General features: G+C 64.0%; 23 protein-coding genes. 7 read left to right on the top strand and 16 right to left on the bottom strand.

All coding sequences use genetic code 11. The annotated features are described in order from the left end of the window. Nucleotides 1-386: 386 nt before the first annotated feature. Genes rpsN through rpmB form a run of 3 tightly spaced genes read right to left on the bottom strand, consistent with a single transcriptional unit; the run spans nt 387 to nt 1,100 of the window. Entirely contained in the window at nt 387-692 is a 306-nt protein-coding gene (gene rpsN / locus ACFVSJ_RS07800; protein WP_021474711.1) for a 30S ribosomal protein S14, read from the bottom strand. A gap of 4 nt (nt 693-696) precedes the next feature. Next, nucleotides 697-864 (bottom strand): 50S ribosomal protein L33, encoded by a 168-nt coding sequence (rpmG, locus tag ACFVSJ_RS07795; RefSeq protein ID WP_003798558.1) that lies wholly within the window; start codon nt 862-864, stop codon nt 697-699. Next, nucleotides 864-1,100 carry a 50S ribosomal protein L28 gene (gene rpmB, locus ACFVSJ_RS07790; protein ID WP_387435675.1) on the bottom strand — a complete coding sequence of 79 codons (237 nt, stop codon included), beginning with the start codon at nt 1,098-1,100 and terminating at the stop codon, nt 864-866. The genes rpmG and rpmB overlap by 1 nt, the downstream gene beginning before the upstream one ends. Before the next feature lie 390 nt (nt 1,101-1,490). Here rpmB and ACFVSJ_RS07785 point away from each other — a divergent pair, with 390 nt between their 5' ends. Genes ACFVSJ_RS07785 through ACFVSJ_RS07775 form a run of 3 tightly spaced genes read left to right on the top strand, consistent with a single transcriptional unit; the run spans nt 1,491 to nt 4,226 of the window. Then, nucleotides 1,491-2,963: a ferric reductase-like transmembrane domain-containing protein gene (locus ACFVSJ_RS07785; RefSeq protein WP_387435674.1), complete on the top strand. Its 1,473-nt coding sequence runs from the start codon at nt 1,491-1,493 to the stop codon at nt 2,961-2,963. After that, nucleotides 2,960-3,442, top strand: a complete 483-nt coding sequence (locus ACFVSJ_RS07780) for an FMN-binding protein (RefSeq protein ID WP_387435672.1) — start codon at nt 2,960-2,962, stop codon at nt 3,440-3,442. Before ACFVSJ_RS07785 ends, ACFVSJ_RS07780 begins: the two co-directional genes overlap by 4 nt. After that, nucleotides 3,426-4,226 carry an FAD:protein FMN transferase gene (locus tag ACFVSJ_RS07775; RefSeq protein ID WP_387435670.1) on the top strand — a complete coding sequence of 267 codons (801 nt, stop codon included), beginning with the start codon at nt 3,426-3,428 and terminating at the stop codon, nt 4,224-4,226. Before ACFVSJ_RS07780 ends, ACFVSJ_RS07775 begins: the two co-directional genes overlap by 17 nt. A gap of 3 nt (nt 4,227-4,229) precedes the next feature. Here ACFVSJ_RS07775 and ACFVSJ_RS07770 read toward each other — a convergent pair whose 3' ends face one another. Both ACFVSJ_RS07770 and ACFVSJ_RS07765 read right to left on the bottom strand, forming a co-directional pair. Then, nucleotides 4,230-4,994 (bottom strand): SGNH/GDSL hydrolase family protein, encoded by a 765-nt coding sequence (locus tag ACFVSJ_RS07770; RefSeq protein ID WP_387435668.1) that lies wholly within the window; start codon nt 4,992-4,994, stop codon nt 4,230-4,232. A 47-nt stretch (nt 4,995-5,041) separates the two neighbouring features. Further along, a complete protein-coding gene (locus ACFVSJ_RS07765; protein ID WP_387435666.1) occupies nt 5,042-5,527 on the bottom strand; it encodes a MarR family winged helix-turn-helix transcriptional regulator in 486 nt (161 codons plus the stop codon). Nucleotides 5,528-5,594: 67 nt separating this feature from the next. Between ACFVSJ_RS07765 and ACFVSJ_RS07760 the strand changes: the two genes are divergently transcribed. Beyond that, the gene (locus ACFVSJ_RS07760) at nt 5,595-5,882 is read left to right on the top strand and encodes a YciI family protein (RefSeq protein ID WP_387435664.1); all 288 of its coding nucleotides are present in this window, start codon (nt 5,595-5,597) and stop codon (nt 5,880-5,882) included. On the opposite strand, the gene ACFVSJ_RS07755 is transcribed toward ACFVSJ_RS07760, so the two are convergent. The 7 genes from ACFVSJ_RS07755 to ACFVSJ_RS07725 all read right to left on the bottom strand — a co-directional run bounded on the left by ACFVSJ_RS07755 (nt 5,858) and on the right by ACFVSJ_RS07725 (nt 12,865). Then, nucleotides 5,858-6,679, bottom strand: a complete 822-nt coding sequence (locus ACFVSJ_RS07755; RefSeq protein ID WP_387435662.1) for an SGNH/GDSL hydrolase family protein — start codon at nt 6,677-6,679, stop codon at nt 5,858-5,860. The genes ACFVSJ_RS07760 and ACFVSJ_RS07755 overlap by 25 nt on opposite strands. Beyond that, the gene (locus tag ACFVSJ_RS07750; protein ID WP_387435660.1) at nt 6,676-7,506 is read right to left on the bottom strand and encodes an SGNH/GDSL hydrolase family protein; all 831 of its coding nucleotides are present in this window, start codon (nt 7,504-7,506) and stop codon (nt 6,676-6,678) included. Before ACFVSJ_RS07750 ends, ACFVSJ_RS07755 begins: the two co-directional genes overlap by 4 nt. Nucleotides 7,507-7,672: 166 nt before the next feature. Then, complete coding sequence (locus tag ACFVSJ_RS07745; protein WP_387435658.1) at nt 7,673-8,728, bottom strand: siderophore-interacting protein; 1,056 nt, start codon at nt 8,726-8,728, stop codon at nt 7,673-7,675. Beyond that, on the bottom strand, nt 8,725-9,573 hold the full coding sequence (locus ACFVSJ_RS07740) for an ABC transporter ATP-binding protein (RefSeq protein WP_387435656.1): 849 nt from the start codon (nt 9,571-9,573) through the stop codon (nt 8,725-8,727). Before ACFVSJ_RS07740 ends, ACFVSJ_RS07745 begins: the two co-directional genes overlap by 4 nt. A gap of 1 nt (nt 9,574) precedes the next feature. After that, entirely contained in the window at nt 9,575-10,606 is a 1,032-nt protein-coding gene (locus tag ACFVSJ_RS07735) for a FecCD family ABC transporter permease (protein ID WP_387435654.1), read from the bottom strand. A gap of 65 nt (nt 10,607-10,671) precedes the next feature. Then, a complete protein-coding gene (locus ACFVSJ_RS07730) occupies nt 10,672-11,787 on the bottom strand; it encodes a FecCD family ABC transporter permease (protein WP_387435652.1) in 1,116 nt (371 codons plus the stop codon). Between the two features lie 4 nt (nt 11,788-11,791). Beyond that, a complete protein-coding gene (locus ACFVSJ_RS07725) occupies nt 11,792-12,865 on the bottom strand; it encodes an iron-siderophore ABC transporter substrate-binding protein (RefSeq protein WP_387435650.1) in 1,074 nt (357 codons plus the stop codon). A gap of 552 nt (nt 12,866-13,417) precedes the next feature. Between ACFVSJ_RS07725 and ACFVSJ_RS07720 the strand changes: the two genes are divergently transcribed. Further along, nucleotides 13,418-13,921: an FBP domain-containing protein gene (locus tag ACFVSJ_RS07720; protein WP_387435648.1), complete on the top strand. Its 504-nt coding sequence runs from the start codon at nt 13,418-13,420 to the stop codon at nt 13,919-13,921. Between the two features lie 75 nt (nt 13,922-13,996). Here the strand turns inward: ACFVSJ_RS07720 and ACFVSJ_RS07715 are convergent, their stop codons facing one another. The 3 genes from ACFVSJ_RS07715 to ACFVSJ_RS07705 are packed head-to-tail and all read right to left on the bottom strand — an operon-like array spanning nt 13,997 to nt 19,816. After that, complete coding sequence (locus ACFVSJ_RS07715; RefSeq protein WP_387435646.1) at nt 13,997-17,446, bottom strand: ATP-binding protein; 3,450 nt, start codon at nt 17,444-17,446, stop codon at nt 13,997-13,999. Next, nucleotides 17,443-18,366, bottom strand: a complete 924-nt coding sequence (locus ACFVSJ_RS07710) for a DUF4194 domain-containing protein (protein ID WP_387435644.1) — start codon at nt 18,364-18,366, stop codon at nt 17,443-17,445. Before ACFVSJ_RS07710 ends, ACFVSJ_RS07715 begins: the two co-directional genes overlap by 4 nt. Next, on the bottom strand, nt 18,359-19,816 hold the full coding sequence (locus tag ACFVSJ_RS07705) for a DUF3375 family protein (RefSeq protein ID WP_387435643.1): 1,458 nt from the start codon (nt 19,814-19,816) through the stop codon (nt 18,359-18,361). Before ACFVSJ_RS07705 ends, ACFVSJ_RS07710 begins: the two co-directional genes overlap by 8 nt. Before the next feature lie 327 nt (nt 19,817-20,143). Here ACFVSJ_RS07705 and ACFVSJ_RS07700 point away from each other — a divergent pair, with 327 nt between their 5' ends. Beyond that, nucleotides 20,144-20,446: a hypothetical protein gene (locus ACFVSJ_RS07700; protein WP_387435641.1), complete on the top strand. Its 303-nt coding sequence runs from the start codon at nt 20,144-20,146 to the stop codon at nt 20,444-20,446. A gap of 62 nt (nt 20,447-20,508) precedes the next feature. Then, the gene (locus ACFVSJ_RS07695) at nt 20,509-22,473 is read left to right on the top strand and encodes an acyl-CoA dehydrogenase family protein (RefSeq protein ID WP_387435639.1); all 1,965 of its coding nucleotides are present in this window, start codon (nt 20,509-20,511) and stop codon (nt 22,471-22,473) included. A gap of 24 nt (nt 22,474-22,497) precedes the next feature. Here ACFVSJ_RS07695 and ACFVSJ_RS07690 read toward each other — a convergent pair whose 3' ends face one another. Beyond that, nucleotides 22,498-22,902, bottom strand: a complete 405-nt coding sequence (locus tag ACFVSJ_RS07690; RefSeq protein ID WP_387435637.1) for a YchJ family protein — start codon at nt 22,900-22,902, stop codon at nt 22,498-22,500. Nucleotides 22,903-22,935: the final 33 nt, after the last annotated feature.

Below are 22,935 nucleotides of genomic sequence, written 5' to 3'. Positions count from 1 at the left end.
ACCCGAACCAGCCGCACAAAGCAAACCAGCCCGAACCCCCACCAACACCCAGCAGCACACCAAAGCACCACCGGAAACCGGCCATTTGAAAGGGAAATTGTCACCATTCATTCCGCATCAGCGGCGGCAACTCGAATAACTTTACACAGCCCCAACCCCACACACAAATCCACACCCCGTGAACCCCATCACACCCAAAAACCCACCAACCAGACCCCACCCCACAACAAACCACCAACGAGAGAGCGCCCCACCCAAACAGCACTTACCCGAGAGAGCATCCGCCCCAAGAGGCACTTACCTGAGAGAGCGTCCGGAAACAGCGGGGCTTAAAACGCCAAAGGGCCGGCAACCAAACAGTTACCGGCCCTTTGAGAGCTTGATGCTTACCAGGAAGACTTGGTGATACCCGGCAGCTCACCCTTGTGAGCCATGTCGCGGAAGCGAACGCGGGAGATACCGAACTTCTGGAAGGTGCCGCGGGGACGGCCGTCGATCTGGTCGCGGTTACGCAGACGGATCGGGGAGGCGTTGCGGGGCAGCTTCTGCAGGCCGAGGCGTGCAGCTTCGCGGGCTTCGTCAGACGCGTTGGGGTCAACCAGGGTCTTCTTCAGCTCGAGGCGCTTGGCAGCGTAGCGCTCTACGATGACCTTGCGCTGCTCGTTGCGAGCAATCTTGGACTTCTTAGCCATGTGTTTAGCGCTCCTCTCGGAATTCGACGTGCTGGCGAATCTTGGGGTCGTACTTCTTCAGGACCAGGCGGTCCGGGTCGTTACGACGGTTCTTGCGCGTAACGTAGGTGTAGCCCGTGCCCGCAGTGGACTTGAGCTTGATGATGGGACGTACGTCCTTGTCCTTTGCCATTAGAGCTTCACTCCTCGTGCCAGGATCTCGGCGACGACCGCGTCGATGCCTCGTGCGTCAATTACCTTGATGCCCTTGGCCGACAGCGTCAGGGTGACGTTGCGGCGCAGGGACGGAACCCAGTAACGCTTCTTCTGGATGTTGGGATCGAACCGGCGCTTGTTGCGGCGGTGCGAGTGCGAAATGCTGTGTCCAAAGCCCGGCTCGGCTCCGGTCACTTGGCAGTGTGCTGCCATGACTCTCCTCCAAAGTTTTGATGTAACGGCGTGCAGGATCTTCCCGCAATACCGTGCGACAGGCAGCGTCCGCATCCAGTCCATTCCCCGAAAACCGCAGTAACGCGGCGAAGAAGGTGAGGCCTCAGAACAGGACAGTAAAGAATACTGCAACAGATCCTGGGATACTGGGCGGATACAGGGATGCACGCAACTTGAGCCCCTAACTACCGGCCCACGGGATGTCAGTCAGACCGACACTTACCGCCAACCGGAGCAATTGCACACGCTCCGCACTACCTAGCGCCTAACTATTCTACGGGCAGGGCCAAATTAAGACCAATCAGGAATCATAAGCCCGCTCAAGGCCTTTCACAGCAGATCGAAAGGATGCACGGCGAGTCTTGATTCATGACATCGCTACTGACACCCCGGACTACTGCCGGAGAACCCGTGCAAGGCCCTCCGGCCCCGGCCCCGCGGACCGCACCTGCCGCCGTCGAACGCTTTAGGCCGCAGGCTCGACGCCGGCTGGCGCGGCAGGATGTGCTGGGCGGCCTCGCGTGGTTGTCGCCGGTGGCGGCGGTAGCCTTGTGGCTCGCCGACGGCGGGATCAGCGGCTTCTCGTCGGTGGCCGGAACAGCCACGAACCTGGGCATAGTGGCCGGGCTGGTGGGCATGGACCTGGTCCTGCTCATGCTCCTTCTGGCGGCCAGGATTCCGTTCATCGACACTACGATCGGGCACGACCGCGCCCTTGAGGTCCACAAGAAACTAGGCAAGCCGGCGTTGTACCTGCTCCTGGCGCACGGGCTCCTGATCGCCATCGGCTACGGCATGGCTGAGGGGCTCGATCCCCTCAGCGAATCCGTGTCCCTGTGGATCAACGTGCCGGACATGTGGTTGGCATTCGTTTCCATGGCCTTGTTCATCGGTGTCGTGGTGACCTCGCTGGTCGCAGTCCGGCGGAAGTTCCCGTACGAGTTCTGGTACGCAGTCCACCTGCTCACTTACGCCGCAGTCGCCACCGCGATCCCCCACCAATTCAGCGTGGGCGGGCTCTTCGCCGAGGGCACGTGGCAACGTTGGTATTGGATGGCCTTCTGCATTGCGACGGGCGCGGCTTTGGTTTGCTTCCGGATTGTCCAGCCGCTGCTGGCGACATTCCGCCACCAGCTCACAGTGAGCCGAGTGGTCCGCGTGGCACCGGATGTGTTCAGCATCGAAATGACCGGACTTCACCTGGACCGATTGTCCGGATCAGGCGGCCGGTTCTTCTTCTGGCGCTTCCTGGCTCCCGGATATTGGTGGGAAGCGCACCCCTTCAGCCTGTCCGCCGAGCCTGTCCGGGGAGCGCCGGGCCAACCGGGCAAACTGCGCATTACTGTCCGCAGCCTCAGTGACGGCTCAACCAAGCTCGCAAGGCTGAAGCCCGGAACCAAGGTCGCCGTCGAGGGACCCTACGGCATGTTCAGCACAGCCGCCCGGGCGCGGAACCACGTGGTGATGATCGGCGCCGGAATCGGAATTACGCCGTTGCGGTCCCTGTTGGAGTCAACTCCCTTCCAACCCGGCAACGCCACGGTCCTGCTTCGCGGCCACGACGATTCCGAGCTCTTCCTGGGGCAGGAAATCATGGCATTGTGCCAAGCACGGGGCGTCACACTCTTCCATCTGACGGGTCCCCGGTCCGCCGGAACCCATCCGTGGCTTCCACAGTCCGCCGTCCAGTCGGGATTCAACCTCACGTCCTACGCGCCAAGCATCGCTGACGCCGACGTCTACGTCTGCGGCCCTGCAGCATGGTCCGAAGCAGTCATCGAAGACGTGAAGGCGGCCGGGGTTCCGACAGAACAGCTCCATTACGAAAGGTTCGACTGGTGAGACTTCGAGCAGCAATGGCCACTGCGGTGGCGTCCGCCGGGATCCTCTTGGCGGGCTGGCAGTCCGGGGCGTACGTCGCCGAAACGGGCAGCGCCACAACCATCAGCCTCAGCAGCAGCGCTACAGCCGGCGGATCAAGCGGCAACACTGGCTCCAGCGGCAGCAGTGGTTCCGGTGGCAGCACCAGCGCGGGAAGCACGACGGCGGCAACGTACGACGGCGCGGCGGTCCAGACCCGCTTCGGTACAGTCCAGGTCCAGGTGACCATCCAGAACGGCAAGATCACCGAAGTAACGGCGCTCCAGTTGACGGACGCCGAACGGAAATCCGCGCAAATCAGCAGCCGGGCAGCTCCCGTGCTGCGATCGGAGGTCTTGCAGGCACAATCCGCGAACGTCCAGACGGTTGGCGGCGCCACCGTAACCAGCGAGGCCTACCTCACGTCCCTCCAGGCAGCCCTCGATGCAGCCCACTTCTAGCGGAAAACAGCTCCGGGCCCGCACCTTCCGCAGCATGGGCACAGTGGTGAGCCTGACGGTGGCGAGCGGCAACTACGCCCAAACCGCCGTCGACGAACTGGAGTCCGCCGTCGACGTCGTTGGCACCATCTTTGCGGAACTGGACCTGACGTTCAGCCTGTACCGTGAGGGCTCCGAGGCGAGCCGGCTGGCCCGGGGCGAACTGACGCTGCCCTACGCTTCCGAATCCATGCAGGCCAGCTATGCCGAGGCGAGCGAGTGGCGCCTGGCCACAGAGGGTGCCTTTACCGCGGAGCGCCCGGACGGAATCCTGGATCTTTCCGGAATCGTCAAAGCCCAGGCTATGCGGGAAGCTGCCCTGACGCTGGCAGCGCTTGGCCTGCATGACTGGTGCCTCAATGCCGGCGGAGACATCACAGTCGGCGGGTCACCGGGTTCGGGCCAACCCTGGCTCGCCGGGATTGTTGATCCAATGGACCGGCAGGCCCTGCTTGGGACCTGTCCGCTGGGACCCCGGAGCAAGTCGCGGCTGGCGGCGCTGGCAACGTCAGGTTCCGCCGAACGAGGGGAACACATCTGGGCCGTCGGGTCGGGACGTGCCGAGTTCGCCCAAGTGACCGTGGCCGCGGAGGACATCGTCACGGCCGATGTCCTGGCCACAGCGATTGTTGCCGGTGGGACCCGGATGATGGACCTCGCCGTCGACAAGTGGGGCGTGGAGGTCCTGGCCGTCCGCAAGGAAAATACGCTGATGGCAACGCCTGGTTTCCGGAACGCAGCCTGACTGTTAGAGCGGCCGGACCAGCTCCGGATACCTCGGCCTCAGCCCGTCTCCGGAGGAAGTACCGCGCACCCGCCGCACCACCCAGGGAACCGCGAATTCCCGCACCCACTTGGCGTTTTCACGCACAGCTTCGGAACGGCTCAGGAGGCGCTGGGGTGCCATTTCCGGAATCTCAATCACGTGTTCGTGTTCCAAAACCTCCAGCACGCGCTTGGCCATGTTGAGGTGTCCGGCCGTGGACATGTGCATCCGGTCGGTGTCCCACATGCGCCAATCGTCGTACTCGTCGAAGCGCCAGTAGTCCACCAGCAGGGCTCCGTGGTGCTCGGCGATTTCACGCACCAGCTCGTTGTAGACCGCGGTCCGTCCGCGCATGGTGCTGAAAACCTTGGAACCCTTGGCATCGAAGCCTGTGAAGAGGACAACCGTGGCGCCCGACGCGCTTAACTTGGCGATGCCAGCGTCGTAATCCTCCAGAAGCGAGTCGATATCGATCGTGGGCCGCAGGATGTCGTTCGCCCCTGCGTACAGGGTCACCAACGTGGGTTTGAGCTCGACGGCGGCGTCCACCTGCTCTGCCATAATCTGCCGCAGTTTCCTGCCGCGGATGGCCAAGTTGGCGTAGCCAAAGTCCTCGTTGCTGCGTGCGAGCTGCCCGGCCACGATGTCGGCCCAACCGCGGACTCCGTTGGGGCGGGTACCGTCGGCGTCGCCGAGACCTTCAGTGAACGAATCCCCCAAGGCAACATAGCGCGCAGAAAATTCCATGGCGCAAGTCTGCCACCCGGATGCCCGGGGCAACAAAGTCTCCGCGCTCAGACCTCGGAGTCGCGGAGAATCCAGTGGTTGTTGTCCAGGCGCGCCACGATCTTTTCGCCTATGCGGGCCAGGTCGGCGACGTCATCGGGGGTCAGGGAATCCATCATGAGCGTGCGGACCGACTCCACGTGGCCCGGCGCCAGGGAAACGATGGTGGACATTCCGGCTTCGGTCAGGTGGGCAACGGTGACGCGGGCGTCCCGGGGGTGAGCCTGCCGCTCAACCCATCCGCGTTTCTGGAGCTTGGTGACCACGTGGGAAAGCCGCGAAAGCGATGCACTGGTGCGGGCAGCCAGCTCGCTCATTGGAAGGAACCGGCCCTCGGTTTCGGAGAGCATTGCCAGCACGTTGTAGTCGAAAAGCGACAGTTTCCCCGCCGATTGAAGCTGCGTATCCAAAGCCGCGGGAAGCAAAGTATTGATGCTCAGGAGGGCCAGCCAGGCACGGCGTTCGTCAGCGTTCAGCCAGCGGGGTTCAGTCATGGGTCCATCTTAGGAGAATCCCTGGTTCCCACCCGTCCGACGGCAGCCTAAACGGTAGGCTGGCGACATGTTCGTAGTCTCCCTGACCTACAAAGTTCCTGACGAAATTGTCGACTTCCACCGGCCCGGCCACATGGCCTGGCTCAAGGACGCGTTCGACGCCGGTGTGTTCCTTGCGTCGGGACGTCGCGTCCCAGCCATCGGCGGAGTCCTGCTCTCCAAGGCGGACAGGCTCACCTTGGATGAATCCCTGGCCAAGGACCCGTTCTACAGCAACGGTGTTGCCGACTTCGAGATCATCGAGTTCACGGCAACCAGCGTCGCTGACGGTTACGAGAACCTGCTGGACTCCTGAGGCCTGGCTCTCGCCGTCCCCAGCTTTTCCGGGAGCACCACCGGCATCAGTTCCGGCCAGCGCGCCCCCAAACGGTCGCCGCTGGACACCCCGCGGACCCTGCGCGAAAGCCAGGGTCCGACGTCGCGCTTGAGCCAGGCGACGTCGTCGACGATGTTTTCGGTGACTGTCCGCGTGCGGGGCGGTGCAAACGCCGGCGAAGTCAGTGAGTGCGGTGCGCCAAGGACTTCAAGGACCTTCTTGGCCATGTAGCAATGGCCGGGCCGGGACATGTGCAGCCTGTCCGGCGACCACATGCGGGGGTCCTGGAACTTCTCGAAGCACCAATAGTCCACCAGGAGCGTGCCGTATGATGCGGCGATCCGGCGGATGTGCTTGTTGTAAATCGCCGTGCGGAGCTTTAGTGGTTCCAGCAGCGGTGAGAGCGGCACGTTGTATCCCGTGAACAGCACCACCGTGGCTCCGCTGGCTTTGATCCGCTTGACGGCGTGCTCGTAATCACGCATGAGCCGGGCCATGTTGAGCCGGGCCATCAGAAGGTCATTGCCGCCGGCATAGAACGTGACCAGCGTGGGGTTCATGGCCAAGGCCGGCTCGATTTGTTCATCGATGATCCGCTGGAGCCGACGGCCCCTGATGGCGATGTTGGCGTAACGCGTAGCCGGTTGGTGCCGGGCCAATTCCTCCGCCACCCTGTCTGCCCAACCCCGGCAATTGTTGGGCAACCGGAGGTCGTTGTCCCCGACGCCTTCGGTGAAGGAATCGCCCAACGCCACGAACCGGACCGGCTGCTTCACTGGCTTGCCCCTTCCATCAGCTTCTTCAACCCGCCCTTCCGGGGTACCTTCACCGGTTCCGGCCACCGCGGACTCAAGGAATCGCCCAGGGTGATGCCACGCAGTTTCCGTCCGAACAATGGCAACACCCAGTCGTTGACCCAGCGGCGTTGCTTGCGTTCCCACTCCCGCAGGCTCATGCGGGTAGGCGGATCCCATTCTTTGGGCGAGATCTTGTGCGGAACGTTCAACTGGTCAAGGACCCGGGCGGCCAGGTACTTGTGGCCGGCCTTGGACATGTGGAGCCGGTCCGCAGCCCACATCCGGGGATCCTTATAGGCATCGAAACACCAGTAGTCCACCAGGACAGCGCCGTACGTTTCCGCCACATCGCGGACCCTCTGGTTGTACAAGGTGTTGCGCTTCTTGAAGGGTTCCAGTACGGCGGAGACTTTGACATCGAAGCCCGTGAACAGGACCAGGGTTGCGCCAGTACCGGCAAGCCGGGCCACGAAAAGCTCGTAATCGTTCAGCAGGGCTTCCATGTCCGTCCCGAAATCGAGGATGTCGTTCCCGCCCGCGTAAAGGGTAATGAGCGTCGGTTCCATGGCCAGCGCGGGTTCGAGTTGCTCATCGATGATCTGGCGGAGCCGCTTGCTGCGCACCGCGAGGTTGGCGTACTCCCAGCCCGGCTCGGCCTTTGCCAGCTTTTCGGCCACCCGGTCCGCCCATCCGCGCACGCCGTTGGGGAGGACTTTGCTCGGGTCCCCAACGCCCTCGGTGAAGGAATCCCCCAAGGCGACGTACCGCCGTCGTCCGTTCTGGTCAGCCGCGAAAACATCCCGCACCCGCCCGACGCTACCGCCGCCCGGTTAAGCCCGGACCAACCCCAGATGAACCAACGCTCTCTCACCAAACACCCCCTTCCACCGGACGCTCTCTCACTTGCCCGAAGAAAGTGAGAGAGCGATCGCCTGAAAGGGGGTTTACGTGAGAGAGCGTCGGTGGGAGGGGTTAGCCCTCTGCTTTGCCTTGGCGCCAGTAGCCCATGAAGGCAACCTGCTTCCGGTCAATGCCAACGTCACGGACCAGGTACCGCCGCATTTCCTTGATCACGAAGGCTTCGCCGGCGATCCAGGCGTAGAACGGCAACGCGCCGGCAGGAAGGGTGGGATTCTTGGTGGCTTCGATGGCCGCTGCGTCCATCCGCTGCGGGGTTTCCCAAAGGATTTCCTGGTCAACGTTGACGTCCTCGGGCTCCGGGCCGGCAGCGGTGTCCGAACCCTTCAAACCAACCCAACCGGGAACGGGGACCGCCTTGGCGACGGCTGCCTTGAGCAGTTCGCCGTGCGGACGGGAGCGTCCGATGGCTGCGCCGCGGGCCAGCCACGTGATCTCGATGTCCGCCGCGGTGGTGATGTCCTGGAAATCTGCCGCGGAGGGCACCTCGAGGAACGCGTGGCCCGTCATGTCGGCAGGCAGGCTTTCGAGGATGGCGCTGATGGCCGGGACGGCGGTTTCGTCGCCGGCGAGCAGCACACGCTGGGCCAAACCGGGACGCCACTCGATGCCGCCGTAGGCACCGGCGGTGGTGCACTGGGCGGCCCGGTTGTTGGGACCGATAATGGTCAAGGCATCGCCCGGCCTGGCTGCGACTGCCCAGTTGGCGGCGGGTCCACCGTGGCCGGAGTCGTCGAAGTGCATCACGAAGTCGATGTCGATTTCCGGGTACACAGCGTCGAGCCGCTCCGCACGGACCGTGTAGGTACGCATCGAGCCTCGGACGGCCGCGTCCATGGAAAGCCATTCCTGGTACCAGCCGGCCTCCTCCATCTTGAACTCCGGCAGCGGAATAATGCGTCCGGCCTCGTCAAGGGAAGGAATCATGAGCTTCACGCGGAGATCCAGGGTGTCGCCCGCCACGCCGAAGTCACGCAGCGAGTATCCGCCGAACGTGATGCGGCGGAAGTTGGGGCTCAACTCCTGGACCGCGGTGACTGTGACGTCGAAGGCCAGGGTCATCGGTTCCACTGCGGCGCTCGCTTTGGCCCGGGTGGGTTGTGCACTCATGAGGCGATCTCCAGTTCGTTGGCGTGACGGGCGTGGTGCCCATTGCGTTGTGGGGCATCGGCGTGGTGGCGCCCAATGGGAACAATCAGTGGCGTGCCTGAGATAGGATCCGGAACCACTCGGGATTCCAAACCAAAAACGGTGTGGACCAGTTCCTCGGTCACCACCACCGGCGCAGGGCCCTCGGCCACGATGCAGCCGCCCTTCATGGCGATCACGTGGTCCGCGTACCGTGCGGCGAGGTTGAGGTCATGGAGCACGATCGCCACCGTTGTTCCGCGGCTGCGGTTGAGGTCGGTGACCAAGTCCAGGACTTCAACCTGGTGGGCGAGGTCCAGATACGTGGTGGGTTCGTCGAGCAGCAGGACGTCGGTTTCCTGGGCAAGGGCCATGGCAATCCAAACGCGCTGGCGCTGTCCGCCGGACAGTTCGTCGACGCTGCGCTCGGCGAGTTCCAGCGTTGCGGTGGCTTCGAGCGCGCGCTGCACGGCGGCGTCGTCGGTGGCGCTCCAGCTGCGGAAGAAGCCCTGGTGCGGGTACCGGCCACGGCCCACGAGGTCCCGGACAGTGATGCCGTCCGGCGCCGTGGGGTGCTGCGGGAGCAGGCCAAGCGTGCGGGCAAGTTCGCGGGCCGGGCGTGAGTGGATGTCCTTCCCGTCAAGGGTTACCGCACCGCCACTCGGCTTCAAAAGCCGGGACAGCCCCCGCAGCAAGGTGGACTTGCCGCAGGCATTGGCACCCACGATCATGGTCACTTTGCCTTCGGGGATCTCCGTGGAAAGGCCTTCCACCACCTTGCGCTGCTCGTATTGGAGCGTCAGGTCCTTGGCATTAAGGATCGCCATGTCAGGCTTCCTTTCGGTTCGACGTGAGCAGGAGCCACAGCAGGAACGGTGCACCGAGGGCGCCGGTAACAACGCCAACGGGAAGGACGGTTCCGTCCAGAATGACGGGCGCGATGTTGGAGGCGAAGAAGTCTGCCGCCAACACGATCAGGGCACCGGTCAGGGCCGACGCCGGGAGGCTGGGTTTACGGACGATCCGGCGGGCAATCGGTCCGGCAAGGAAGGCAACGAAAGCCACCGGACCTGCTGCGGCGGTTGCGACGGCGGCAAGTCCGACGGCGGTCAGCACGAGTCCCAGCCGGGCCGCGTTGACTTTGATGCCAAGGCCGGCAGCAGCGTCGTCGCCGAGTTCGAGCATGCGTAATGGACCCGCGAGGGCGATGACCGCGGGAACCAGGATCAGCAGGGCAACGCACAGGACTCCGGTGCGCTCCCAGTTGGCCGAGTTCAACGAGCCGTTGAGCCAGACGAGGGCGTCCGCGGCGGTCCGGATATCGGCGCGGGTCATGAGGAAGTTCACCACTGCGTGCAGGGCGGCAGCGATTCCCACACCGGCGAGGATCAGCCTGTTTCCGGCAGCGTTGCCGCGGCCCCCGCCAGAGCCGGTGGTGCGGGAGATGGCGTAGATGACGCCGGCAACTCCAAGGGCTCCACCCAGGGCAGCGCCCGAGATGACAGCCCCTGAGGCGCCGAAGACAACGATCGCGGTGACGGCGGCTGCGCTGGCCCCGTAGCTGATGCCGATGATGTCCGGGCTGGCCAGCGGGTTGCGGAGCATGGTCTGGAACAGCGCACCGGCGAGGCCGAACGCCACTCCGATCAGCGTGCCAACGGCGGCCCGGGGCAGCTTGTGTTCCATGACGATAAAGCTGGCACCGGGGATCTTCTCGCCGCCGGTGAGGTGGTTGATGACGATCTTGAAGAAGTCGGGAATGGTCACGGTATAGCTGCCCAGCAGGACGTACACGGCGAACATGACCACCAAGGCCATAGCGAGGAAGATCGTGGGGCTGAACGCGCGGCGAGATGGCATTTGATGAGGGTGTTCCGGGGAATTATTGCCATTAACTGCCAACTCGGGGGCGGATTTGAGGGTGCTCACAGTCCGGCCGCCTTTCCGCGGCGGATCAGCCACACGAAGACTGGAGCGCCGACGAGCGCCGTCATGATGCCCGCGGGAACTTCGCCGGGAAGGAGGATCACGCGGCCGATCACGTCCGCCACGATCAGGAGGATGGGCGCTGAAACCATGGAGAACGGAAGGATCCAGCGGTAGTCCGGTCCGGTCAGGGAACGGACGGCGTGCGGAATGACCAGGCCAAGGAAGCCAATAGGGCCTGCCAGCGCGGTGGCTGAGCCACACAGGAGCACGATCCCCAGGCCAATGATGCCGCGGGACAGGCCAACGTTCTGGCCGAGGCCCCGCGCAATGTCGTCACCGAGGGCCAGGCTGTTCAGCACACGGCCACCGCCCATGACGATCACGGCCCCCACAACAAGGAACGGCAGCGCGGGGAGAAGCACGGACCAGTCACGGCCGCCGATGCTGCCCACCTGCCAGAAACGGAAGCGGTCCAAGGTGTCTTGGCTGGAAACCAGGATGACGTTCATGAGGGAAAACAAACCGGCGCTCAGTGCCGCACCGGCCAAGGCGAGCTTGACCGGCGTCGCACCGTCACGTCCGCGCGAGGCGATGGCGTAAACCACGACGGCGGCCGCTGCGGCCCCGATGAAGGCGAACCAGATGTAACCGGTCAGGGAGCCGATCCCGAAAACGTAGATGCCCACCACTACCGCCAAGGCGGCTCCGGCGTTGAGGCCGAGGATGCCGGGATCGGCCAGCGGGTTGCGGGCCACGCCCTGCATCGCGGCGCCGGCGAGGCCCAGTGCGGCTCCGGCCAGCAAGCCCAGGACCGTTCGGGGAATCCGCGCGATGACCACGGCATGGTCGCCGTCTTGCGGGTTGAAGTGGGTCATGGCTTCCCAGATGGTGGAGAGGGGAAGCCCGCGCGCACCGATCGCCAAGGATGCGGCGCACGCTGCGGCGAGTACGACGACGGCGGCCAGCAGCCAAGCGGTCCGCTTACCTGCGGTTCGCGGCCGGGTTCCCCCTCCGGCCACGTTGCTGCCCGGCGCGATGCCTCGCTGGTTACCCGGCACCGAAGTGCCACCAACCCGCGCCACGGTGGCCGCCGTCGTCGTACTCAGTTTCATTGCTTTACTTGCCCGCAACCTTGTCGGCGGCGGCACCGAGCTGCGGCAGGAACGTGTCCAGTGCCCACGGCAGGCTCAGCGGCGAAGAAGCGGAGATGGAGAGCGTCAGTGTCTGGTCACTGTCTGCAACCAGCGCGCCGGACTTGATGGCCGGGATCTGGCTCAGGAGCGGATCGGCCTTGATGGCGTCTGCGGTGGCGGCTTCCGGAACCCAGGTGACGAAGACGTCGGAGGCGAGCTCGTTGGCCTTTTCAGCGGACCACGGGATAAAGAAGTCTTTGTTGGTCTTGGTGTTCTCGGTGACTACGGGCGCCAGCTTCATGCCGATCTCGGAGAGGAATCGTGGGCGGTTGTCGATGGCGGTGTAGACGTTCACGCCGTCACCCTTGGCCGGCTCGAGGTTGCCGTAGATGAAGGTCTTGTCCTTGATCTGCGGGTATTTGGAGACCTTGTCCTTGATGGTGGCTTCGGTGTCCTCAACCAGCTTCTTGGCTTCGGCTTCCTTGCCCAGGGCCTTACCGATCATGGTGGTGCTTTCCTGCCACGGAGTGCCGTAGGCCAGCTCCGGGTAGGCCACAACCGGGGCGATCTCGGAGAGCTTCTTGTAGTCCGCTTCTTCCAGGCCGGAGTACGCGCCGAGGATGACGTCCGGGCTGAGCTTGGCGATCTCGGTGAAGTTGATGCCGTCCGCCTCGGAGAACTGGACCGGGGCCTTGTCGGTGCCGAAGCCGGCGCCGAGCTTCTCCAGCGCGGCGTCCTTCCACGGGGTGGAGCCCTTGTCGTTGTTGCCCCACTCGTTCTTGGGAACACCTACGGGGACCACGCCGAGGGCGATCGCGATGTCATCGTTGACCCACGAAATCGTGACGACGCGCTTGGGCTGTTCCTTGATGGTGGTCTCACCGAACGCGTGCTTGATGGTCACGGGGAAGGCGGCCGATTCAGCCTGCTGCGAGGCCGGGGTGGTGGTGGCGGGCCCCGTGGAGCAGCCAGTGAGGGTGAGGGCGACGGCGGCAAGGGCGACCGTCGCAGAACCTGCGGTCTTCAGCAGGGCGCGGCGTGGGAGAAGGGAAGCCACGGGACTCCTTAGGTAAGTGATGCGAACCTAAGTAAGGCTAGCCTAGCCTTTCGATAATTACGAAACGTTTGCGTCGCGTAATCCGCCCATCACGCAATTTCCCGCCCAAACCCCGTGACGCTCTCTCACCAAACCGCCCCTTCCCGCCGATCCTCTCTCACCAAACCGCCCCTTCCCGCCGATCCTCTCTCACCAAACCGCCCCTTCCCGCCGATCCTCTCTCGCTGGACAGCTTCCCGGAAAGTTTGGGAGTATTGGCAGCGGACTCCCGCTTCACACGCGCAGGTCCGATCCAAGGAAACGACGAGGGGATGAGCGTGCGCACTGTTCGAGTTGCCGCAGCCATGGTTGGCGGGGTGGCCGCTTCGGCCTGCTTGGCACACCCCCACGCGTCGGCATCATCCAGGTAGCAATTCAGGCATCGCTTGCCAACGAATCCGTTGGCCATATCGGCATGCCTTCCGCGCTGCTTTTGGCGACCGACGCTCCACTGCCAGATCCAGCGCCAGGCGCGCTGCCGACGTCGTTCTTATTCCTGAAGGAAGCACCGCCATGCAGAAAATCACTGCCCAACAAATCCGTTCGTCTTTCATCAATGCCAGCCGCTCAGAGGCCGCCAAGCTCAACCTGCCGCGGAATTTCGACTCCATTGAGTGGGATTCCTTGGACTTCCTGGGCTGGCGGGACGAAAAGATGCCCCAACGCGGGTATATCGTGCTGCCGCTCAACGGGAAGCTGACGGGAATCACGCTCCGGGCGCCCGAAGGAGGCTCCGGCAAGAAGCGCTCTGTCCTCTGCGAACTATGCAGGGACGTGTTCTCCAAGGCCGACGTGTACCTGTGGGTTGCCAAGCGGGCGGGCCAGTCCGGCAAAGACGGCAACACGGTGGGAACGTTGATCTGCGCCGAGTTTGGGTGCAGCGGCAACGTCCGCAAGGAGCCGCCCGTCAACGAGATCAATCCGGATCCCGCGGCCGTGGTCCTGAAGCAAATCGCTGGCTTGGAGTTCCGGGCAGCCCAGTTCCTGGACAGGGTCCGGAACGGTTCCCAGCGCTAACCCAAGTAAGTAGCAGTTAAGCGCGTTTAGACGGCTCTAAACGCGCTTAACTGCGACCCAGTTGGGTCCACGGGGTCAGCGGAGCACGATGTCCACGGGGTTCGCTTCCGAACGCCACGCGCCGGGTTCGCCCGTCCCCGAAATGACCGGCGCGGTGAGCACACCCGAGCGGTTGGTGCGCTTATCGCGGAGGATTTCCGTGACTGAGCCGAGGTGCCTCGACAGGTCGATCACGTTTTCCGGTGCGGCCAGGAGCAGCTGGAACCCGAATTCGTGCAGCGCCTTGATGCCGGCACCCGCGAATTCCTCGGAAGCAAGCACAAAAGCCTCATCCATCATCACGGTGCCGTAAGTGGTGAAGCCCTGCTCGGCAATGCCCAGCTGGTAGCTAAGCGCCGCAGCCATGATGAACGCGGTGAACCGCTGGCGTTCGCCACCGGACATGGAACCAGTGTCCGCGTGCATGAAGACTTCGGTTTTCTTCTTGCCGGCCTTGGTCTTGCCGGACACCTCGCGGTGTTCCTTGCACTGGATGAACAGGTGCCCACGGACATCCAGGACCTCGGCACGCCACCGGCGGTCCTCGGGCGTCTGCGAACCAAGCCGCTTCACCAGGGTTTCGAGCGACTTGTACCGCGCGGTCAGCTCGGCATCCTCGTCGGTTTCTGTGGCGACCGCGGAGCCGCGGGGCCTCGTGTGCTTGGCCTTGAGTGCGTTCTGGATCGCGTCCTTGAACTGCTTGGCCGTGGCCGGGAGCGTCTGCTTGATATCGAGTTCCAGGAAGCTGCCCTCATGGAAATTCACGTCGGACAGGATCCCGTTGAGCGGCAGGATGCGGCTGGTGATGCTCCGGCGTTCCTCGTCCAGCAAGTGCAGCAGCGTGCTGAACGACTCGTGCGTGCGCTGGTTGAAGAACAGCCTGAATTCGGCTTCCTGCGCAGGCAGGCCGTCGCTGACGATCGCGTGGTACCGGGATTCGAAGTCGCCGGCGGCACCTATCGATGTGCCGTGGTCCGCGCTGATGGCGCTGCCCCAGTCGCGAACGAACGCCTCGAAGATGCGCGTCAGGCGTTCAGCCGTGGCCTGGCCGCGCGACTCCGCGCCGTGCAGTTCGTCGAGCAGGGTGTTGCGGACGTTGTTGGCCAGGTTGTCCAGCTCGTGGAGTTCGGAAACGTCCGAGGCGCCGGCAAAGTACGGCTCAAGTGCCGCAACGGTGGCGCCCGACGGCGGTGCCTGCTCAAGCTTCAGCCTCGCCGCATCGAGCAGGCCGTCAGCTGTGGTCATCTGGTGGTCGAGCGCTTTGTATTCGCTCTGCAGCACTGCCGCCGAGCCTGTGGAGGACTGGTGCTTTTCGCGCACGGACTCGATGTTGGTGCGCAACGGCTCCAGGTCGGCCTGGGCAGCGAGGGCGTCGGCAAGTCGTTGTTCGATCCGCGCCAATTCATCCGCCGCAACCACCGCGGATACCTGTTCCCACGGTCGCTCGTCCTCGGCCACCCGGCGCAGGGCTTCGAGTTGCCGGGCCATTCCCTGGTGCGAATCCTCGCGGCTTTGGGCAAGTTCCGCGGCCTTCGCCAGCTCATTTTCCAGCTCAGCAACGCGCGTGGCGACCAGTTCCAGCTTGGACGCGTTATCGAACCCAAGCACGTAATCCTGGCGGCCCGTGAAGCGATCGTCCTTCTCCACAGTGTGCCGGTTGCGCTTGACCACGCCGCCCAGGCTCAAGCCTTTGTCCAGCGCTGCCAGGTCGTCGGGGTTTTCCACGCACGGGTACGCAAAGTCGAGGGCGATCCGCTCACGGATCCACTCCCCCGCATCCGCATTGGCACCCGAGGTGAGGATGCTCAGCTTCGTCAAGAGGTCGCCGTCGGACACGTCCTCCACAGCCAGCGCGCCGCCAGCCAGGGGCTTGGAAACGTCAACCGCGCGCAGAGCGCCGCGGACGGTGTTGTCGTTGAGGTACCGCGTCACGGACGCGAAGTGCTCCCCGGGCACCAGCAACGTGGTGGCCAGGTTTCGCAAGGCACGCTCAGCTGCGGGACGCCATTGCTCCTGGCCCTCGGCCAAGTCCATCAGCTCGCCGCCGAACGGCATCCGTTCCTCCGGCACCCCGGTTGCCGCGGCAATGGCCGCCCGGTTTTCAATGCTCGACGGCGGCAAAAGGGACTTGCGCGACCGCAGCGAGAGCAGTTCCTGCTCCGCCGCAGCCAATTCGCGTTTCTTGGTGGCGTGCCCGTCGAAGGCCTCGAAACGAAGCTCCTTCAAGGACTCGGAGTCATCCTGCAAGGCCTCCGAACGGGCAGCTGCCTGCTCGTGGGCCTGATCCCAGCCTTCGGCGGACCATTCCAGGTTCAGGCCGGCATCGGCCAGCGCCTTCCTGGCGGATTCCTCCACCTGTTGCCGCAGCTTCAGGCTCACTTGCGCGTTCTCCAACGACTGCTCAATGGCCGAGATCGCGTTGCCGCCGCGGTTGTTGTAATCCGATTCCAGCTCGCGGAGTTCCTTGGCCAACGCGTCCCGAACAGTCCGCTCGGCCGCGAGTTCCTGGGCCTTCGACTGCGCCAGTTCCTTGAACCGGGCCAGCGTCTTCGCGTGCACGGTCACCGCGAGTTGCTGCTTGTACGCAGTGAATTCCTCGCCAGCCAGCTCACGCAGGCGGTTCGCGTCCAGGAGGGCTTGCGCGTAATCCTTGTTCAGCCCGGGTACGGGAGCCAACTGGTCGCGTTGCTGCCGGACGTCCTCCAAACGCTGGCGAATGGACATCAGGTTGCTGAATTCCTCCACCACATCATCGGCTGCGGCAAGCGTCGCCGGAGCGTCCAGCACCTGGTCACGGAAGAACGTGTTAACGCTGCCGCCCAGGCCCTTGCCGGCCTGGATGACGCGAAGCAGCGGGAGCGCTTGGTCCGAATTGATCCCCAGGAGCCTACGGAACCGCTCCGCGAAAGCCTTGTGGACGTCGAATACCTGCCCCTCGGGGAAGATCGATTCCAAGGCACCCTTGGTGAAGCGCTTCTGGGCGATACCCTCGATCGCTTCCAGGTCCAGGGGCTTGCTGTCGATCACGTAAAAACGCCCGACGCTCGACTCCGTGCCGTTCTTGGGCAGGTCGAACAGCGCCGAAACCGTCACCTTGGTGCCGGCAGCGTTGTCGAACGTCAGTGCGACGGCGGACCACGTGGCACCCGGGCGTTGGAAGGCACTGGCCGAGCCGTCCCCCACGGCCTTATCACCGACCTTGCCACGCATATAGGTGAACGTGGTCCTCTTGTCCTCCACAGCACCGCCCGCACGCTGGGCAGCCGCCTCATTGGAACGCGGGCGGGCGTCGAAAACACGGAGCATCGCGTCAAAGAGCGTCGACTTGCCCACACCCGAGTTGCCAGTGAGCAGCGTGCCGTTGCGGTCCACGTGCATGGTGTGGGCGCCGTGGAAGGTACCCCAGTTGACCACCTGGACGAGTGCCAGGCGCATCTGGCCAGGGTTGGTGAGTTCTCCGAGAGGGAGCATGCTGGCGATCGTCACTTGGCTGCCTCCTTTGGTGTTGGGTCGCTGTCCGCATCGGTACCGGACACATGCTCTGCATGCTCGCTCGTACCTCGCTTAGACGCATGCTGCCGCATGTCTCCGGCATCGCCGCTCGGTTCGGCGGCATCGGCGTCGTCGACCCCGTCCGCAGACTCGTCAGCGCTTGAATCGGAGTCCAGGTCCAGCAGCGGCTCGGTTCCCGATTCGTCTGCCGCAACCGCTACCAGGGCTTCGATGTGGGCCGGGATGTCGCCGATGTTCTCGAAGGGGAGGGCCAGCGGGAGGGCGTTGCTGATGGTGTAGGTGTCATCGAGCGGAGTGGGCAGGAGGAGCTGGCGGGCCAGGAGTTTGGTGATGGTTCGTGTGACGACGTCGGAGTCCTTCAACGCATCCTGTTGGCCCGCGGGCGTGTAGTTTGCCACGAGGTCGGAGATCTCTTCGCGGGTAATGGTGGGGTCCGTGTGGGCCGTCACGTGGCGGTCCAACAGGAGGCGAAGCCGGAGCAACACGATCGTTTCCACGCGGCTCAGGGCCCGCTGCTGGCGAAGGATGCTCGAACGGGAGCTCGCACCGATGATCTCCGGGTCAACGGGACGGAGGACCGCGATTTTGCGGTCGTGGTCCAGTTGCAGAGTGAGGAAGAGTTCCGAGAGCCGGCTGCGCAGGATGAGCTGGTTGTCCAGGAGGGTGGTCCAGAGCTTCTCATCCCGGCCACCGTCGATGTACGGACCCTTGAGGAGCTTCACCAAGGCATGCCGGACCTTCATCGGAATCACGCCGGTATCCCCGGGAAACAAAGCCGCGCCGTCCACGAAAGTGTCCCGGGGTGTGATCCGGAAGGGATCCGGCTGGTGACCCGCGTCAGCGGTGACGTCCTCCTCGATGGATGCGTCCGTCGTCGTGATTTCCTCAGTCATCAGAATCCTCATTAAGCGAGACGACCGGCAGGTACGCCGTGCGGATGCTGCCGTCGATTTGTTCGAAGTCGATGTGCTCCCACGTGGCCCGGTCAAAGGCCGCACCTGCCTGCAATGCCATGGAGAGCAGGGAGCGGACGGTATTGATGTGGCGCTCCTCGGGAGGCAGGTTTTTCCACGCCTCACCGATGGTGGCTGAGCCCGCCATGGCAGCACGCACGACGGCGGGCCTCGCCTTTCCGGTGCGGGCGGACTTGACGCGGTCCGAGTCGCTGAAGGCGATGGGGTCGGCCAGACGCGGCGGAGTCGCGAACTCGTCGGGGTCGAAGAGCTTGACCATGGCCAAGGACTCGAAGCCCGCGTTGAACAGCACGGGTCCGGGAACCAGGCCGGGCCGGTCGCGTTCGTACGGCAGGGAGCGGATCGCGTGCTCAGCCTCGGCCAGGACCTTCCGGAGGCTGACCGACTGGCGGACATCGTCGCTTTGGATGTACGTATTGAGGCTCTCGGACAGCTTCCCGTAGATCCGTTGGATCTGGCTGTGCTGCGTGCGCAGTTCAGCGACCAGGTTCTTCAGCGTTTCACGGTCCTCGAGGGAGAGGTCGTCAGCGAATTGCCGGCTCAGCACCTCGCCGATCGCCGAGCGGAAACGCAGTTGCTGCTGCGGGTCCTCCAGGAAGGCAGTGAATGAGCGGAAGGTTCGCCCCTCCGGACTTTGCCGCAGGCGTTTGTCAGCTTCCAGGACTTGGGCCATGGTGGCACCCTTGCTGAGCGACTCCTCGATGATCTGGTTCCGAAGTTCGCCTACCAGCTCTTCGATGCGGTCACGCATTTTCTTGTAGTCGGCCGGCAGGCTGGCAGCGAGGTCCAGGATGTTGCCCGCAGCCTCAACGGCTTCCTCGTCGTCGAGGAGGCCGTCGAATTCGCCGGAACTGATGTCCTCCACCAGTTGCTGGCGTTCCTGGATTTCCTCTTCGAGTGCTTCCAAGCGGGCGCTCTGGTCCGGGTTGGTTTCGTTGGCGAGCTTTTCCACATCGCCAAGCAGGGTTCCCAGACGGGAGCCGTTGAGGGTAGAGCGTTCACTGGAGAGGCTGTCCAGGAAAGCCAACACCCGGGCCGCGGCTTCAGTAACTTCGTAGACGATCTGGCCGGACTGGTTGCGCCGGGTCAGGAACTGCTTGCGGGTCCATTCGTCCCCGAAGGCCTTGCCGTTCTGCTGGCCGCCGAGCGCAGGGTCCTGGCGTCTGAGCTGCTCAAGGAAAGCGTCGACGTCGGCGTGGAACTCTTCAAGTGGCAGCTGCGGCCGGGCGCGGGTAAAGGATGCCTGAAGGACTGCAATCACCCAGGGCGCCGAACGGGTCAGCGCCCACGCCGGCCCCTTGGTCAGCTGTTCGAGATCCCGAAGCCGCGCACTGATGGCGTCGGCGGAGGACATGGCTGAACGGGCCAACTACTCTCCTTCAGCTGCTGCGAATCCTGGCTGGCAGCGAAAACTGCCCCGTACAAGGTTAACGCAGAGCGTCCACGCCCATCTAAGTCGCAATAGTGCGCGTTTTGAGCCCTCATAACGCGCACAACTGCGACCTACTTGGGTGGGCCGCCCACGCGGGTGAGCCCGCCGCCGTCGTGCCCTTTCCGTGACCTACCACGGGGTATGGTTTCGATCCCGTATCAACCGCGTTTCCCTGCTGGCCGGAAGGCCCCTGCACCCCTAAGGTCAGATCATCGACGCCGGCAACGCCGCGTCTACCCACGCACTGTCGCATAGGGGGGCACTATGAACTTCGACTTTACTGCGCTTGAAACCGGCACGTTCGTCTTCATTGGGACCTTGGGATTTGCCGCGCTCCTGGTCGCCTTCATCGCAGCAGCTGCAATGGCGGCAATTGTTGTTATCGGCATCATGAGCTTCGCTTGGTACCTGGTCAAAAGCGTCTTGGGTGGCCTGGTCCATGGCATCAACTTCGCGTGGGACCGCTTGGTCCATCACGCTGGACAAGTGGAACTACCGGTCGACTTTCAGCCGCAGGTCTCCACTGGCACGGGTACCTACCCGCGAGTAGCATTGAGGGACAGCTGAAGGGTTCCCACCCGAGGCGGACCCTGGCTCCAACCGGCACAACCGGCTAAAGGAGTTATCCCATGACGTCCGCTACTGACAACAGTCTCTCCGCAGCAAGCGTCAATGCCACCGCAGAAGAAGCCCGCGCCGTCGCCGAAGCCGCGCGCGAAACCGAATGGAACCGGCCCAGCTTCGCCAAGGGCCTGTACTTGGGCAGCTTCGATCTGGGCCTGATCCACCCTTGGCCACAAGCCAAAGCAGAGGACGTTGAGCGCGGCGAAGAGTTCATGGCCAAACTTGAGGCGTACTGCAGGACCATGTCCGGCCGGGTGATCGAACGGGACGCCAGGATCCCGGACCACTATCTCTCCGGCCTCGCCGAACTCGGCGTCTTTGGGATGAAGATCCCCCGCGAATACGGCGGTCTGGGCCTGTCCCTGGTGTACTACGGCCGCGCCCTTGCCCTGATCGGTTCAGTACACCCGAGCCTCGGCGCGTTGATCTCGGCCCACCAGTCCATCGGTGTCCCGGAGCCGGTCAAGGTGTTCGGCAGGCCCGAGCAAAAGCAGGAGTACTTGCCGCGCTGCGCCGCCGGCGCCATCACTGCTTTCCTCCTGACAGAGCCCGACGTCGGGAGCGACCCCGCGCGCATGGGCGCCACTGCCATACCGTCCGACGACGGCGGTTCTTACGTTTTGGACGGCGTGAAACTATGGACCACCAACGGCGTGATCGCCGAACTCGTGGTGGTCATGGCCCGGGTTCCTGCCCACACCGACGCGGATGGCACCACGCACAAGGGCGGCATCTCCGCCTTCGTGGTGGAGATGGACTCCCCCGGGATCACTGTTGAGAACCGGAACGCGTTCATGGGCCTGCGCGGGATCGAAAACGGCGTGACCCGATTCCACCAGGTGCGTGTCCCGGCAGCCAACCGACTGGGCCGCGAGGGGCAGGGCCTCAAGATCGCCCTGACCACCCTTAATACGGGACGCCTGTCCATTCCCGGGCTCTGTGTTGCCGCCGGTAAGTGGAGCCTGAAGATCGCCCGCGAATGGTCCAACGCACGCACCCAGTGGGGCCGCCCTGTCGGCCAGCACGAGGCCGTCGGCAAGAAGATCGCTTTCATCGCAGCGACGACGTTCGCTTTGGAGGCCGTATTTGAACTGTCCGCTGAAATGGCCGATGCCGGAGCACGGGACATCCGCATCGAAGCTGCGCTGGCAAAGCTGTGGTCCACGGAACTGAGCTGCCGGATCGCCGACGAGTTGGTCCAGATCCGTGGTGGCCGGGGCTTCGAAACGGCGGACTCGCTCGAGGCACGTGGTGAACGGGCCGTCGCCGCCGAACAGCTTCTCCGCGATCTTCGCATCAACCGGATCTTCGAGGGATCCAGCGAGATCATGAAACTCCTGATTGCCCGCGAAGCCGTGGACGCGCACCTCGCTGCCGCGGGCGATCTCGCTTCGGCGGATGCGAGCCTGCAGGACAAGGCCCGTGCCGCCGTCGGCGCTTCCGGTTTCTATGCACGTTGGCTCCCCAAGCTGGTTGCGGGCGCGGGCATGGATCCGAGGTCCTACACCGAATTCGGCAGGCTCGCGAAGCAACTTCGATTCGTGGAGAGGTCCTCGCGCAGGCTCGCCCGGCAGACGTTCTATGGGATGGGCCGGTGGCAGGCAAAGCTGGAACACAAGCAGGCGTTCCTGGGCAGGATCGTGGACATCGGAGCCGAGCTTTTTGCCATGGCCGCATGTTGTTCGCGCGCCGAAAACCTGCTCCGCACGCACCCGGAACAGAGCGCGGCCGCATTCGAACTGGCAGAGGCTTACTGCGAGCAGGCGCGCGTGCGGGTGGACGAATACTTCGACCAGCTGTGGCGCAATACGGACGACGCCGATCACCACCTTTCGCGCAAGGTCCTCGCCGGGGACTACACCTGGCTTGAGTCCGGCGTGCTTGACCAGTCCGAGGGAACAGGTCCGTGGATCGCAGATGCGTCGCCGCGGGAGTCGGTCAAGGAGAGCCTGCACCGCAAATACCGGTAGTCCGCCGGCACCTTCACCGCGGCGTTAAACCACGTTGCCGTCCACGTAGTACCAACACTTGTCTTCCCGTACAAAACGGCTGAGTTCGCGCTGGACTCCGCGTTTGCCGTCGTGCCTGTAGTGCGCCGCAAACTCAACCGTGCCCCGTGAGTCCAGCGGTCCGCCTCCCGTTGTGGAGAGGATGTCGAGCCGCCGCCACTGCACGTCCGGGTCCAGCTCCATCGAACCGGGGCGGGTGGTGGCGTGCCAGGTGCGGAGCAGGTACCCGGAATCCAGGACAACGAAGGCCGAATACCTGGTGCGCATGAGCTGCTCGGCCGTAGGCGCGTCGGCCTCTCCGCGGTGGAACCGTCCACAGCAATCGTCGTACTGGTCACCCGACAAACAGGGGCAGGCGCCGTTGCGGAGGCGCGTAGGATCAGGCGTCAAAATGCCCCTTTCCGAGGCTGTAAATGAGAGCTG

Origin of the sequence: Paenarthrobacter sp. NPDC058040 (assembly GCF_042885775.1) — a bacterium.
Classification (GTDB): Bacteria; Actinomycetota; Actinomycetes; order Actinomycetales; family Micrococcaceae; genus Arthrobacter.
Note: the sequence above shows the minus strand (reverse complement) of the source record. Positions and strands in the feature narration are given on the sequence as shown.

Coding starts and splice junctions, on each gene's coding strand:
- ACFVSJ_RS07760 (WP_387435664.1), top strand. CDS start 5,595: ATGTTCGTAGTCTCCCTGACCTACAAAGTTCCTGACGAAATTGTCGAC.
- ACFVSJ_RS07770 (WP_387435668.1), bottom strand. CDS start 4,994: ATGGAATTTTCTGCGCGCTATGTTGCCTTGGGGGATTCGTTCACTGAA.
- ACFVSJ_RS07765 (WP_387435666.1), bottom strand. CDS start 5,527: ATGACTGAACCCCGCTGGCTGAACGCTGACGAACGCCGTGCCTGGCTG.
- ACFVSJ_RS07785 (WP_387435674.1), top strand. CDS start 1,491: ATGACATCGCTACTGACACCCCGGACTACTGCCGGAGAACCCGTGCAA.
- rpmG (WP_003798558.1), bottom strand. CDS start 864: ATGGCAAAGGACAAGGACGTACGTCCCATCATCAAGCTCAAGTCCACT.
- ACFVSJ_RS07695 (WP_387435639.1), top strand. CDS start 20,509: ATGACGTCCGCTACTGACAACAGTCTCTCCGCAGCAAGCGTCAATGCC.
- ACFVSJ_RS07775 (WP_387435670.1), top strand. CDS start 3,426: ATGCAGCCCACTTCTAGCGGAAAACAGCTCCGGGCCCGCACCTTCCGC.
- rpsN (WP_021474711.1), bottom strand. CDS start 692: ATGGCTAAGAAGTCCAAGATTGCTCGCAACGAGCAGCGCAAGGTCATC.
- ACFVSJ_RS07710 (WP_387435644.1), bottom strand. CDS start 18,366: ATGACTGAGGAAATCACGACGACGGACGCATCCATCGAGGAGGACGTC.
- rpmB (WP_387435675.1), bottom strand. CDS start 1,100: ATGGCAGCACACTGCCAAGTGACCGGAGCCGAGCCGGGCTTTGGACAC.
- ACFVSJ_RS07740 (WP_387435656.1), bottom strand. CDS start 9,573: ATGGCGATCCTTAATGCCAAGGACCTGACGCTCCAATACGAGCAGCGC.
- ACFVSJ_RS07730 (WP_387435652.1), bottom strand. CDS start 11,787: ATGAAACTGAGTACGACGACGGCGGCCACCGTGGCGCGGGTTGGTGGC.
- ACFVSJ_RS07745 (WP_387435658.1), bottom strand. CDS start 8,728: ATGAGTGCACAACCCACCCGGGCCAAAGCGAGCGCCGCAGTGGAACCG.
- ACFVSJ_RS07720 (WP_387435648.1), top strand. CDS start 13,418: ATGCAGAAAATCACTGCCCAACAAATCCGTTCGTCTTTCATCAATGCC.
- ACFVSJ_RS07700 (WP_387435641.1), top strand. CDS start 20,144: ATGAACTTCGACTTTACTGCGCTTGAAACCGGCACGTTCGTCTTCATT.
- ACFVSJ_RS07735 (WP_387435654.1), bottom strand. CDS start 10,606: ATGCCATCTCGCCGCGCGTTCAGCCCCACGATCTTCCTCGCTATGGCC.